This is a genomic window from Halococcus dombrowskii (genome assembly GCF_022870485.1).
Lineage (GTDB): Archaea > Halobacteriota > Halobacteria > Halobacteriales > Halococcaceae > Halococcus > Halococcus morrhuae.
On the sequence record NZ_CP095010.1, the window covers coordinates 1 to 12,516 of the forward strand.

At 57.5% G+C, this 12,516-nt stretch carries 12 protein-coding genes; 8 read left to right on the plus strand and 4 right to left on the minus strand.

Annotated features, from left to right (window positions below; genetic code table 11):
• Nucleotides 1-324: 324 nt before the first annotated feature.
• Nucleotides 325-513 (minus strand): hypothetical protein, encoded by a 189-nt coding sequence (locus tag MUK72_RS19850; RefSeq protein WP_244707283.1) that lies wholly within the window; start codon nucleotides 511-513, stop codon nucleotides 325-327.
• A 246-nt stretch (nucleotides 514-759) separates the two neighbouring features.
• Here MUK72_RS19850 and MUK72_RS19855 point away from each other — a divergent pair, with 246 nt between their 5' ends.
• The 3 genes from MUK72_RS19855 to MUK72_RS19865 are packed head-to-tail and all read left to right on the plus strand — an operon-like array spanning nucleotide 760 to nucleotide 2,543.
• Nucleotides 760-1,176 carry a ribbon-helix-helix protein, CopG family gene (locus MUK72_RS19855; RefSeq protein ID WP_244707285.1) on the plus strand — a complete coding sequence of 139 codons (417 nt, stop codon included), beginning with the start codon at nucleotides 760-762 and terminating at the stop codon, nucleotides 1,174-1,176.
• Entirely contained in the window at nucleotides 1,169-1,549 is a 381-nt protein-coding gene (locus tag MUK72_RS19860; RefSeq protein ID WP_244707287.1) for a hypothetical protein, read from the plus strand. Before MUK72_RS19855 ends, MUK72_RS19860 begins: the two co-directional genes overlap by 8 nt.
• Nucleotides 1,550-1,574: 25 nt before the next feature.
• The gene (locus MUK72_RS19865; protein WP_244698287.1) at nucleotides 1,575-2,543 is read left to right on the plus strand and encodes an IS1595 family transposase; all 969 of its coding nucleotides are present in this window, start codon (nucleotides 1,575-1,577) and stop codon (nucleotides 2,541-2,543) included.
• A gap of 201 nt (nucleotides 2,544-2,744) precedes the next feature.
• Here the strand turns inward: MUK72_RS19865 and MUK72_RS19870 are convergent, their stop codons facing one another.
• The gene (locus tag MUK72_RS19870; protein WP_244707289.1) at nucleotides 2,745-3,101 is read right to left on the minus strand and encodes a hypothetical protein; all 357 of its coding nucleotides are present in this window, start codon (nucleotides 3,099-3,101) and stop codon (nucleotides 2,745-2,747) included.
• A 273-nt stretch (nucleotides 3,102-3,374) separates the two neighbouring features.
• Here MUK72_RS19870 and MUK72_RS19875 point away from each other — a divergent pair, with 273 nt between their 5' ends.
• The 5 genes from MUK72_RS19875 (at nucleotide 3,375) to MUK72_RS19895 (ending at nucleotide 10,897) form a co-directional block, all read left to right on the plus strand.
• Nucleotides 3,375-3,644, plus strand: a complete 270-nt coding sequence (locus MUK72_RS19875) for a hypothetical protein (protein WP_244707291.1) — start codon at nucleotides 3,375-3,377, stop codon at nucleotides 3,642-3,644.
• A 659-nt stretch (nucleotides 3,645-4,303) separates the two neighbouring features.
• Nucleotides 4,304-9,544 (plus strand): hypothetical protein, encoded by a 5,241-nt coding sequence (locus tag MUK72_RS19880; RefSeq protein WP_244707294.1) that lies wholly within the window; start codon nucleotides 4,304-4,306, stop codon nucleotides 9,542-9,544.
• Between the two features lie 157 nt (nucleotides 9,545-9,701).
• Nucleotides 9,702-9,884, plus strand: a complete 183-nt coding sequence (locus MUK72_RS19885) for a hypothetical protein (protein ID WP_244707296.1) — start codon at nucleotides 9,702-9,704, stop codon at nucleotides 9,882-9,884.
• A 156-nt stretch (nucleotides 9,885-10,040) separates the two neighbouring features.
• The gene (locus MUK72_RS19890) at nucleotides 10,041-10,436 is read left to right on the plus strand and encodes a hypothetical protein (RefSeq protein ID WP_244707298.1); all 396 of its coding nucleotides are present in this window, start codon (nucleotides 10,041-10,043) and stop codon (nucleotides 10,434-10,436) included.
• A 26-nt stretch (nucleotides 10,437-10,462) separates the two neighbouring features.
• Nucleotides 10,463-10,897 (plus strand): DUF6141 family protein, encoded by a 435-nt coding sequence (locus MUK72_RS19895; protein ID WP_244707300.1) that lies wholly within the window; start codon nucleotides 10,463-10,465, stop codon nucleotides 10,895-10,897.
• A gap of 111 nt (nucleotides 10,898-11,008) precedes the next feature.
• Here MUK72_RS19895 and MUK72_RS19900 read toward each other — a convergent pair whose 3' ends face one another.
• A complete protein-coding gene (locus MUK72_RS19900) occupies nucleotides 11,009-11,398 on the minus strand; it encodes a DUF8115 family protein (RefSeq protein ID WP_244707302.1) in 390 nt (129 codons plus the stop codon).
• A complete protein-coding gene (locus tag MUK72_RS19905; protein WP_244707304.1) occupies nucleotides 11,395-12,264 on the minus strand; it encodes a ParA family protein in 870 nt (289 codons plus the stop codon). The genes MUK72_RS19900 and MUK72_RS19905 overlap by 4 nt, the downstream gene beginning before the upstream one ends.
• Nucleotides 12,265-12,516: the final 252 nt, after the last annotated feature.

The window sequence follows — 12,516 nt, forward strand, 5'->3', positions numbered from 1 at the left end:
AACCACCCGGGCGTTTCCGAACCGTATATGCCCTAAAGGACCGCTCTTCTCTGCCGATTCCTTGGTCATGACTAGTAATAAGTATATGCAAATCGGCCCGCCCGCTCGATGATTATCTTCGTTCAGAATGGATTGGTAACTCTGATTTCAGGTTTACACAGTCCAACCCGCAGGGTTAGGACCACAAGACCATCTCTCGAATCTCTGCGCGTGATTCTAAAGCCTCCAGCCGTGAAATCCAACTGAGGACCATAACCTACCAGCATGATCCATTCTAAAGGGGCCACAGCCACGGTCCTGGATTCCTACCGCCCAGAGCCGAATCTACGACTCACCTCCCTCGTCCTCGTCCTGGCGTTTCTCCAGTTTGTGGATGGTGAGTTCCACCCACCAGTTACCCTCTTCGCCGTCGATGCCGTAGCGATGGCGCACCGACGATGGGATAGTCACACGACCGCGAGTATCCATCTGAACGACGTGGTCCTGCTCGCGGGGATTGTCGATCTCGACCATGCGGACAAGGGTGGGTTCGGTCACAATCTTGTAGTGTTTGTCCACACACACCCTAATAAAATCTTCGCAGGGGGAGTTCACCCATGATTTCCCAACTACTGGATCACTGAGTGTGGTTTTACCTTGATCAGAGATATTGAGTGAGCATTTGGGGTACTTATACTATATAAGTGGCGATCTTTGAACCATACTGAGTGGTTATTTTAGTCGTCAAGCTTATTTTCCGCCCACCTAATTGGGGTTATTATGGGAAGTCGCAATATCACGGCACAAGTACAAGAAGACGTGATCGACAGGCTCGATGGAGAGGCCGACCAACTCGGCATGAGTCGGTCCGAGTACGTTCGCCAGCACCTCCACGTTGGACGGCGCGTGATGCAGGCGTCGGGACAACTGGACCGAAACTTCCTCGCAACCGTCGCCGAGGACGGGACCGATCACATAGAGGGAGACATGGCAACATCACTCGACGACATCGAAGACGAGATCCTCGATGCACTCCCAGCAGACGCCCGTCGTGCGATGGGACCAGAAGAGGTCAGAGAAGCTGTGTTCGGGAGCGACCATGAGCAACTGCAACACATCAAGAATGGCCTCGACAGACTCAATGAGCAGGGTGACATCACTATCACCGCCGACGCAGAGAGCTACAAAAGTGACTGAAGAGCGCCAGACAGACCGCGACCCTGACCGCGTCCAGACGCGGGCCTGTGAGCAACGCCGTAAGGAGCCACAACGGAAGTGGCGGCTCCAGCCAATCGAACAGTACGAGAAAGACCTCTACGACCGACTGATTGAACGAGATGCAAAAACGCGGATGAAAGTGGTGCGAGAGTTCGAATCGTACTTGCTCGAAGAGGTGGCCCCCAGCGCGGACGTGTCGATTCACGGCATCAGAGACGCCGTTCAGCGAGATGTTGAGGGGCACCGCGATGACGTACTCATTTCCAATCCGTCTCTCGGCTGGGAGACTGTTGAACGCCATCTACAGAATTCGCTCTTGTGTAGCGTAGCGGAACCAAGCCATCGAAGTTAGGGCATTCCGCCGACAGCAGTCGTTTATGACCAACAAACGCGCTGCTTTCGGCGGAATGCTTGAGCAACTCGTTGATCTCGGAGTAATAGAGTTTCGGCCAGAGCCGCTCGACGCCATCGTCGAGCGGCGACTCAAAGCTATCTGGACCAGCCGTGCCTGCCCAAACTGTGACGCCGACGCTCTCCATGCTCTCGATGGCTCGGCCCGCATCTGGTGTAGCCGTTGTGACTGGAAAACGACCTACACCCGCGGCACACCCTTCTACGACTCGGAACTCGCCCCCGGCGAGTTCCTCGTTGCCTTCATCCTCTACGCTGACACTCTCCTCAGCATCAACCAAATCGCACCGCTGCTCGACCGCGCCTACAAAACCGTCTTCGAGGCAATTAGCGACGTGGAAACCGCGTTCGCCCGCGGTTTCTCGACGGTGTGGGAACGCATCGGTGACACGATTGCTGGACCAACACAGGTGGACGAAACTCAGCGGGTGTGTTCGGGGTACAAAGGCCAGAACCCACCGCGGGACGGACTGTCCCGCGGCGGGTCTCCTGGACCCGGACGGACGCGATGGACAGGAGAGCAGGGCGATGAAATGACGCTCGTCGCGGCCTGCCGCGACGTGCTCCAGGTGATCTCAGCCGAAGAAGGATCGAAATACGACGAGAACCTCGGGCCAGTGATCGAGGAAGCAGGCGATCTCTCCCAGCCGCTGGGAGAGATCTGGACCGACGAACTCCCCGCGTATCAGCAGATGGAACACGAGCATCGAACCGTTGTCCACGATGATGAATACGTCTCGGACGACGGTGTCCACACGAATCAGGTCGAGTGCCTCTGGTCGTTAGTGCAGCCGTGGCTGGCGAAATTCCGCGGCCTCTCCAAGCAGGGCTTGGAGCAGGCCGCTCATACTTTCGGACTTCTCCGATCCCTGAATCTCGTCGGAGCACCCATCCACAGCCTCATTGATTGCGTCGCTGTCAATGCATTCCGCTAGTCTACACAAGAGCGACAGAATTTGAAGTCGTTCTACAGGACTCTGGACAAAAAGAAAGCATACGCCGGAAATCCAGTCACGGAGCCGCTATCGGACTACCGAGATGAGTACGGAAATGAATTCGGCTCAGGCCGCCCCTACATCCCATTCAGCCGACTGCAGAAGTTTCTGAACTGGCTGGACACGCCGTTCGGTAGAGCATCATGGCTCCTGGCGTTCAAGCAGGCTATTCGAAAGGGTGAGGCTCTTAACGTCGACCTGCGGTGTCTCAATCTCGACCATCCCGTCTTCTCCTCGGTCGTCAACAATCACGACGTCGTCCTTGACCAGCGGGTGCGCGACCGGCCCGACACCATCCTCGTTTACGGCGGGTTCAACGAGGGGGCCGAGGTACCGAACGACAGCATCACAGACTGGGAGGGGCCAGGGGAAGTACGAGAAGCTGGCAACAAGCGCAAGCAGGAAACCGGGTCCGTGCTGCCAGTCGATTCCGAGTTGAAGACAGCTCTCATCGAGTTGTTGCTGGTCCGGCCACCGACGTATAGTCTCGACGTCCACCCGCTGTTCGCTATCGGTGCTGGCAAACCCCGTCGGATTACTTCGACTTCGACTGGGCACCGTCTATGGGTGACTGATAGTCATATCGACAGCATTCAGCGATGGTCTGAGCAAGAGTCACTATCAGAGTGCCAAACCTGTGACAGTGACAGGCTGCTCCAACGGAACCCAGCAGATGGAGAAAAAACCGGCCGTCGGTATCGGTGCCAGAACTGCTCGGCTGTCCACTGGCGATCGATTCACTGGGAACAAGGCTTGGAGATGTCACAGAAGATGGTCTACCATCAGGGTCGCCACACGTTCTCGTCGGCACACAGCCCAAAGAACAGCGGCCTGCATGACAGCGCTATCCCGGATGCCGTCCGCAAGGAGGGAGTTCGGGGCGACTCGAATCAGCAGGGAGACACCGAGGATAGCATCTACGTCGAGGGGCAGTACCAGGACTTCGAGCAGGACGTTCGTCGGCCGTACCTCGACGGCATCTACAAGTTCGGCGTCTACGACGACCCCATCCCGGCGGTTGGTGAGGGGTGGAAACGATGACTGACATCTGCTGTCCTCGCTGCGGCGCTGAGTGTAGTTTCAATCGTTGACCTGCTAGGTTATACTCTCTCTAGTCGGTGAATTATACAAAACAACCACCGCATATAACCTGAAGCATATTAAGGCCTGTGACAATAGTTCTTGGGTATTTCTGATTATTAGCTGCATCGAGCATTGGGCATTGTCGGTATCAGACCTCCATTTCGGAGTGACAAAGCAGTTATAAGGCGGGCCATGGATGATACACGCAAAGCTAAGGAACACAAATAAAGTGCCCCATGGGAGCGGGGAGTACCAATCCCCGTCCCGGTGGAGTTTGACCGACACCGGGGCCACCCCAACCAACCAGTTGTGGTGGTTTCTCTGCGGCCCATAGTAATAAACGCTTGCCTCTGGTGAGCACCTGCTCTATCCTGTTCGTAGGGAGAGAGGTTTGTAACTGAGGAAAAGCGCTGTCATCGGGTATGACGAGGTGGCTCGCTCGTCAGCACTGGAATGCGGGCCAAAGCCCCCATGTCACTAGACATATCTCAACCCAGTGCTGATCGCATCGACGTCCGAAACGGTAGCTTCACTTCCGGGTTCTCCAGCCAGCCTTCGCTACCCACGAGTCACCGTGACTACCAGCTGTCCGTTCTATACTTCATGGAGGTGCGCTGATGAGCGACGCCGAGCAGCCTCCTCAGTGTCACACCCTCGGTTGCGAAAACACAGCTGTCGAGGCTGGCTACTGTACTGAGTGCGCCGAAATCTCTCCCGGCGTTCTCGAGCATCAACCCGACGAAAGCCATGCGTCTTCTGACGACGCTGATAGTGATGGCGATGCTGACCATGACACCTCCAACAAGAGTGGCTCTACCGAAGGGACACCAACCAAACGCGAGATTGACGATCGAGAGCCTCCACATGCGACGGAAGACCCAAACAGGGCCTTCGCTGATGCAATTGCGTGGTTCCACGACCAGATCGACAAGTCGGTCGCCGATCACGACAACAAGAATGGTGACCATCCTGATCGACCCACGGCCGCCCGTGAGTACTTCCACGAACGCGGCTGGACCGACGACACCATCGGTGACGCCCGCCTCGGCTGGGCACCACCGAATCGTACCGGTCTGCTTGACCACCTCATGCGCGAAGGCTACGATCGAGAAGCTATTCTTGGGACTGGCCTATTCACCGAAGACCTCCGTCCGCTCTGGCAGGGCCGCTACGTCCTCCCGTATTTCGACGCCGACGGCCAGCCCGTCTATGCAATCTCTCGATCAACTGGCAGCGAAGGTGGCGGCGCGGTCGGCTACGACGGTCACCCCGCCGACGGTCTCAGCGGGAAATACGCCAAACCTGCCCACACCAAAGAATACGCCCGTATCAGCGAACCCATCTACGGTCTCGGTTCCGTCGAAGACGGCCAGCCTGTGCTCGTCACCGAGGGTATCGCCGACGCCATTACCGCCCATCAGGCGGGGTACGCGTGTATCTCGCCAGTCACGACTCGGTTCAAGCACGACGATCGCGAGCGACTGCGCGAAGTCCTCAACGATCATAACGTCCCGCGTGCGTACGTCGTCCAGGACGCTGAGCGACCCAGCAGCGATATCGACGAAGACGGCCGACTCACGCTCACACAGGCTGGTGAGGGTCTCCGCGGCGCGCTCGATACCGCCGCCTATCTCGCTGAGAATGATATCGACGCCCGACTCGCCGAACTTCCCCGTCCCGGCCTCGACAAGGTCGACCTCGACGACTATCTCCGAGAATGGACCGACGACTCGCTCGCTACAGTTCTCGCGAGCGCGAAGCCTGCCCGAGAGCATCCCGCCTACGACCCACAGGATGCTGCCATCGACGCTGCCACCCGCGACCAGCCGGATCCACTCGACGGTGAGCGATCCGACGCCAGTCACTCGACACTGTTCGACCTCGATATTCGCGATGCGAGTGGTCTCGATGCCGACTACCGGGGCCAGAGCCCACTTGGCCACCACGGCGAGAGCGAGACGTACTTCGTCGTTATCGACGAGCGCGATGTCGCTTACGACCACAAGTACAAGGCCGCCTACAACGCGCTCACATACCTCCTCGCCGACGCCGGCGAGCGCCCGCCCGACAGTCCCAACGGACGTCTCGACGACGCCGAGGTGTTCGCTGCGTGGCGACACGCTAAGCAGAAGGGAATCCTCCCCGACGACGATCCGATCCCACGGCGTGCACTCCGTCATATCGCCGTCGATCACGGTCACTGCGAATCCAGCGATATTCAAGACGGCTGGAAGCTTCCACGCGACGCCCACGACGATGCGCTCAGCACACTCGAAGACAAGTACGGCCTCAACCCCGGTCGTGAACCGATCGGCACCGGTTGGAGCCAGTCTGCCGACGAGGTTGATCCTACCACTCTCGACGTCGTTCTCGATCCCGAACTCGCATGGCAAGCCGCCCAGCACGTCAACCCCGAGGACCTTCCAGACGTAGGCGCACTTGATCTCGAACCTACGTCTGATGGAGAGGCCTGGCAATGCCCACAGTGCGCCAATAGTGTCGACGTCGTCCGGGCGGTCGCCATCCACCGCGGCAGCGTGAGCTGCTGTGAGGAGCCGCTCGCTGACGATGAATACGACGCTACCTATCACCGTGCCCGCGAGGAGTTCGGTGCTCCCCTCCCTGAGTACGTCAGTGCCGCGACCGCGACCGACAACTGGGCACTCATCCAGGGCGCGCTCTCTCAGCTCACCCACTGGCATCTCTCCGAAATCGACTCCACCATCACTAGTCTCGGTGACGACGAGGACGTCCTCGCCGAGATCGATCCCACTTGGGAGGATTCAGCCTCTGGCGAGCGCGTCATTGCATTCCGCTCAGGTGGGTTCTACTGCCGTGAACACGACTGTACTATCGATCCCCTTCGACTGGTCGCACTCGAAGCCGGTCTCATCGACGCTTGTGACGATCCCCTTGCCGGCGAGGCGTTCAAGCAGGCCTACCACATCGCTCGCGAGGAGTACGGTGCCCCGCTTCCCGAATGGACGGTCGGCAATCCTGATCATGTGCCCGTCCTGCCGCCCGCGACGGACCTCCTCGGCGAGTTCACTACCGACCGTGATCGACTCGACGACGCTCGCGAAGACGTCGAGAGCCTCTATCGCGAACTCGCCAGCGACAGTCGACAGGCACACCTCCTGACTGCGCTTCCCGCGCTCGGCAAGACCACCTCTGTGGTCAAAAACGCCGACGAATACCCCGCACTCTATCTCGCCCCTCGGAAGGAGCTCATGGCCGAAGTAGCTGAGAAGGCGCGCACGCGCGGGATGACCCATATGCACCTCCCCGTCTTCAGTGAGGCGCGGCCAAACGAGCCCGCGCTCTACGAGGCTGCCAGTCTGATCCGTGAGGAAGGCACTGATCTGCTCCGAGAATTCGAGGATCTCGCCGAGCGTATCGAGGAGCCGATCCTCGAGAGCGATGATGGTGAGGAAGCTACCATCGGGATGCACGTCTCCGTCGAGGAGGAGAGTGATGAGCTCCACCTCGAACGCGGCAGCTGTCCAGTTGCAAACGGCCAGTACGGTGAAGCGTGGATGCTCGCAGTCCATGTCGCCCGACATCTCGGCCACGCTCCCAAGGACATCCATACCCACGACGAGGCACTGTTCGGCGAATCACTCCCCTGTCATTCCGACGGTGGCACGTGCGCGTATGCCGACGCCTGGGAGGCCGCCAATGATCCGGAGAATCCCAAAGACATCCTAATCGGCCACTACGGCCACGGCTACGTCGACGGTCCTCGTACCTACTATTCGGAAGTCGGTGAAGATTCCCAAGTCCTCGATCGGACCATCGCCATCGACGAGTTCCCCGGCGATGTTTACGACGAGCGCTTCGGCGAGATTTACCTCGACCACGCCACGTGGCTCGCTCGTGCACTCCGTAGCGACGTCGAGGACCGTCAGACGCTCTTCGAGGAGGACCTCTGGAGCGATGAGTGGGTCCGGGCGTGGCTCCGCGGCAACGCTACCAGTGAGATCGACGCCGTCGCCGACGTCGATCATCAGCTCGATCTTATGCAGCGAGTGCTCGACGCACTCGCCGTCGTTGACGATATCCTCGAAGCAAACCCATCCCTCGGTACGGACAGCTCCGGAGGCGATGAAACGGGCCTTGGCCACGCTCTCAGACGAGTTCGGGACCTCGGCCCTGAGTGGGACGCTGCGTCGATCGAAGGTGCCTGTGCGGGGCTTCGTGCCGCTCTCGATAGCGCTGCAGATGTGAGCCGACAGACGATCGAACAAATCAAGGATACCGTGCTCCCGCCACTCGCGACCACCGCTGTCGAACTCGATGATGAGACCTCACTCGGTGCCGGGTGTGTCGACGCTCTCGATCACTTCGGTGGTGACCTCACAGCAATGGTTGAGGAAGCCGTGACTGCTTTCCGCGAACGCCGCGACGGCGCTGGCGGACTGGTGAAGGCCGCCCAACGCGCTCTCAACGGTGGTGAAGAAGGCTGTCGGGAACTCGCTCTCCACGCCCACGATGGCTACGCTCACCCGCTTGCATACCTCCTGCTCCACGGCGTGATCGCTCCCGAAGACAACGAGGACGATGACAGTGCTGGGGCGACCACGATTCCGACCGATACGTTCTCGTTCGATCACGAGGAGGGGACCAATCTCAAGCGGACGAGCCTCGGCCGCGAGACGATCATCGTCGATCGCAATCACCACGGCGCTGTCGTCCACCATCCACCTGCTTTCGCCGAGGCCGACGCACAGAATCCCGTCGTCGGTCTCGATGCGACTGGTCGCGAGCGTCTCTGGTCGCTCGCTACCGGTGCCAACGTCCACGCACAGGATATCCACGAGACTGCACGCGAACGCCGTGCGTTCCTCCGGGACGTGCTGAACCTCCAGGTGGTCCAGACCAGCCCACACATTCAGACCTACTCCGGGCCCCCACAGAGCAAGAATTTTGATGGTGATGTCGCACTCGTTGAGTCCGTCAGCGAGGAGTACGCCGCCACGCAATTACGCCAGGACACGCTTACCGCGACAACCAAACCCGGCGTCATCACGACGAAGAAAGCTCGCGGTGAGATCGAAGAGCGCATCCAAGACGACATCGCCGCGATCGACCACTACGGGAACGTCACCGGTTCGAACGCACTTGGAGAATTGAATCTCGGTGTCGTCTTGGGCTGTCGGCACTTCGGCGACGCTGTCGTCGAGAAGTGGGCCGCTCTCGCTGGTGAAACCGTCCATCGATCGGGCAAGGGCGCTGATCTCGAATACGACAGCGAGACCGCCAATACGTTCCTCAAGCATATGCGCAGGGATCAGACTCTCCAGGCGATCCTGCGATTCGGCCGGGACAAGGAAGGCGCGGTAGTGTTCGGACACACGGCAGCGTTGGCCGAGAGCCTGCCCGTGGTTGGCGAGGGTGCGGTTGTCCGTGCGTTCTCAGAGGCTACCAAAGCCGTGACAAATGCTGCACAACGCTATCGCGGACGGGAGTTTGCCGTCAGCGATGTCGCTGACGCTGTCGACTGCTCGCGACGGACGGTTCAACGGGTGTTGAACGAACAGGTCGAACTGGGCTATCTCGAGAAACGCGAGACGAAGAACGGCCTCGCCAACGGCTTCCAGAATCTCGAACAACCCAGTGATGGTGAGATCGAATTGCCAGAACTTGATGCACCGTTTGACTCGGAGAAAGACGGGCCACCAGGGAGCTCCACTCATGGACAAGCATCTGCTGACCCCGACGATTCCTCCCTAGGAGTATCTAGTACGGGATTTGTCTGGGTGGTTGGAGTTAATGCAGGGGGTGAAGCCCGCTGTCGGAGTAGTCGGGCAACACTCCCAGCTCCCGAGGGGACTGACCCCGCCGGTTTGCCGGGATAGTTCGGATTATTTCCGGCAATCCGTGAGGTTGGCGTGTGGTGACCGTGGCGGTCGGAGAGCCAGTGGCCTGTTCAGCGAGATACCGATCGTCGATTCGGCTGCCGGGAGAGCTGAACTCAGGTGATGGTTTACTTGCGTGTGTCCCTGAGACTTTCTCATGGACGTGCCCGACCTGCCAGCGCCGGTGGTAATAGAGATGGACGACGGCGATACCCTCCGTGGCACGCTGATCGAAGAACGGACAGATGGATGGCTCCTCGACGAAGAAAGTGGTCGCCTGATTCTAGTATACTCACAGGATGTCGAGCAGATTGAGCGTGATACTGAGTCGACGAACTGAGCACGATAATTGAGTCGGACATGGCCGGCCGGAAGAGTTGCTGTGTTTGCAATACACGGGTAAGCACGTTTAGCACATCAGAAAGGTGCCACCAGTCCTTCGTGAGTAGTGCCTACCGTTGCAACTATCAGTTGGTGTATCAATTTTCAATCAGCGATGTCGGTCATCCCAGAAGAGTGGGTCGGATTAGATTCAACCGCGGGTCTGCTCTATGAGCTTGGCTGGCTTCTGCTGATGTTTGTGGTCCTTGGCGGTCTCCTAGTGCTCCAACCATTCTTTTTCGACGTCAAAATCACGCCAATCCGTCTCAGCGGATCGATTCTCCTGGGGGTGGTGCTTGGTGTTTTACTCGTTGTTTCAACTATGAGCGATCGCATCCGGCGATTTTGGGAGACTTATGAATATCGGTTCGGGGCTCTCTTGGTGTTCTCGTTGCTGTTTCAGGCAGTGTTACGTCTCGTACCAACGTGGACGCTTCTCACTGGAATCACGATCTCAATCGTTGCTGTCCCGGGTCGAATCGCGATCTATCTGCAAGCACGGGCAGAATAGATAACTCTCTACTCTCTACGCAGGATATGGGCACATCAGAGACCTTCGAAGAGACGCAGCGGTTTGGTCAGCCATGGATCTGGCTGCTCATCGGAGCCGTCGGAATCGTTTCGGTGATAGCGAGCGCGGGAGTGGGACTGGTGATTGTTGTAGCCATCGCTGCTCTCTTTTGGCTTGTTCGACTGACGACGGAAGTGCGTGAGGATGGTGTCTACGTTCGCTTTGCACCGTTCCATCGTTCGTTCCGAGAGATCCGCTTCGACGAAATCGAGAGTTGCGAGGTCACAGAGTTCGATCTCTTGACCTACGGTGGGATCGGCATTCGCTGGACACCATCAACGATCGCCTATATGACGGCCCGAGGGAGGGGTGTCGAACTTCAGCGAGACGGTGAAAAGTCGGTAGTGATCGGCTCACAGCGTGCTGACGAACTGGTCGCCGAAATTGATGGCAGACTGTGACATAGTTTACCGGCAATGATCTTGTTCCTGGCCAATACATGATTGTATATCTATTTCTGCAGATGCAGATATAGAAATGCATACAGAAATGTATATAGAAATGTCTATATTCTAAAAGTCAGTGAGACGTGCTTGTGCTGTCTGTGCGTCTTTGAGAACGTCTGGTGCGTGATCTTGTAGTGCAGCACGGAATGCCCAACGAAGCAACGTGCTCCGGTCCCACGTGGACTCATATTCACCACCTGCTGCTTCGGCCAACGCTCGTGCTACATCATCGCGATCATCATTCTGGAGTGCAGCAATGAGTGCAGCTCCTCGGGGGTCATAAAAGGAGACACTGCCGGACAGTTCTCCGTTTTCAACGTGGGTCAACTCTTCGGCAACTGCATCGACGAAGTCAGACTGGTCAGCTTCAGTCTCAAGCTGAGATCCGTGGGTCTCTTCTTCTCGCATAGCAGTGAGTTTGCGCTTTTCATCTTCGGAGAGATCACTGTCAGTCATGTCTGGAGTTGAGAGCGGAGTTCGTCCGCCACTGTGAGAAAGGAATTTTTTGCATCACGAGCAGTTGCACTGAGTTCATCTTCAGGCACTGCGAATAGTGTTTGACCGACATCGGTCGCGTTCTCAATGCCTTGACTCTTGACAATCCAATTGTCTGCGATCAGTCCGTTGAATTCGGCACGGAAATCTGCGAGCCGATTTTCATCGAGGTTTGTCCTCCGGTCGTAAAGGTTCGGAAGTAGCATAACCAGATCCATCGGTTCACTGTAAGAATCTGGATCTGAAATCATGACAAGTTCGTCGCGAAGTTGCTTTGCTTGGTCCAGCTCGAACGGCCCCATCTTTACAGGAGCCCATACCCGCTGAGTAGCCCAGAGGCCGTTGTAAGCAACGTTGTCCCCTTTTCCGGGCAAATCGAGGAGAACAACACTATAATCGAGTGGTTCGATGTAGTCGTTGAGGAACCCACGGAGTCGAGTATAGCGCTCACCGACATCATCGACATTACCAAGATCCGCATTGAGTGAGTCAAGGTCTGGATGAGCAGGGATTAGATCAGGCCCTTCAGCAGTCTCGTAAACAAGTTGGTTGACAGCCTTCTCCGGCCCAAGCATATCGGCGATTTCCGGCCACCGATCTTGCATTGTGGTGGCGATATTTGGGTAATCATCTTCGGCGGCAATATCCTCTTGAACATCTTGGTACCGCCCGAATACCTTGGCTAGATCACCTTGTTTCCCGGCGAGATCGAGTAGTAGAACTTCCTCACCAAGTTCGTGCAATGCAACGCCAATGTGGGCTGTGCAAGTGGTTTTCCCAGTGCCACCTTTGTCAAGATAGGTAGCAGCGCGCAATGTGTCTGCCATGCAGAAACATCTATAGATATAGCTATAGATAAACCTGTGTCAGACGTCTGGCTTGCGGCCGGCAAATTCACACTCTTATGCGCGGCGGATTCGCCAAATGGTGATTTTCACGCTTTGTGCAACCTGTATCGAACTTGGAAAATCCTCAGCCACTCTATCGGCCTTTAGTGAGATTACGGATGTCTTTGAAGTGGTTAACTTGACGTGGCTGCCGCACTACACTGCGCTCACACCGTTTGAGGAGTCGGCAAA

What these genes read in the sequence shown, in the direction of transcription:
- MUK72_RS19850 (WP_244707283.1), bottom strand. Translation starts at nt 513, where the DNA reads ATGGTCGAGATCGACAATCCCCGCGAGCAGGACCACGTCGTTCAGATG.
- MUK72_RS19855 (WP_244707285.1), top strand. Translation starts at nt 760, where the DNA reads ATGGGAAGTCGCAATATCACGGCACAAGTACAAGAAGACGTGATCGAC.
- MUK72_RS19865 (WP_244698287.1), top strand. Translation starts at nt 1,575, where the DNA reads ATGACCAACAAACGCGCTGCTTTCGGCGGAATGCTTGAGCAACTCGTT.
- MUK72_RS19875 (WP_244707291.1), top strand. Translation starts at nt 3,375, where the DNA reads ATGGTCTACCATCAGGGTCGCCACACGTTCTCGTCGGCACACAGCCCA.
- MUK72_RS19880 (WP_244707294.1), top strand. Translation starts at nt 4,304, where the DNA reads ATGAGCGACGCCGAGCAGCCTCCTCAGTGTCACACCCTCGGTTGCGAA.
- MUK72_RS19885 (WP_244707296.1), top strand. Translation starts at nt 9,702, where the DNA reads ATGGACGTGCCCGACCTGCCAGCGCCGGTGGTAATAGAGATGGACGAC.
- MUK72_RS19890 (WP_244707298.1), top strand. Translation starts at nt 10,041, where the DNA reads ATGTCGGTCATCCCAGAAGAGTGGGTCGGATTAGATTCAACCGCGGGT.
- MUK72_RS19895 (WP_244707300.1), top strand. Translation starts at nt 10,463, where the DNA reads ATGGGCACATCAGAGACCTTCGAAGAGACGCAGCGGTTTGGTCAGCCA.
- MUK72_RS19900 (WP_244707302.1), bottom strand. Translation starts at nt 11,398, where the DNA reads ATGACTGACAGTGATCTCTCCGAAGATGAAAAGCGCAAACTCACTGCT.
- MUK72_RS19905 (WP_244707304.1), bottom strand. Translation starts at nt 12,264, where the DNA reads ATGGCAGACACATTGCGCGCTGCTACCTATCTTGACAAAGGTGGCACT.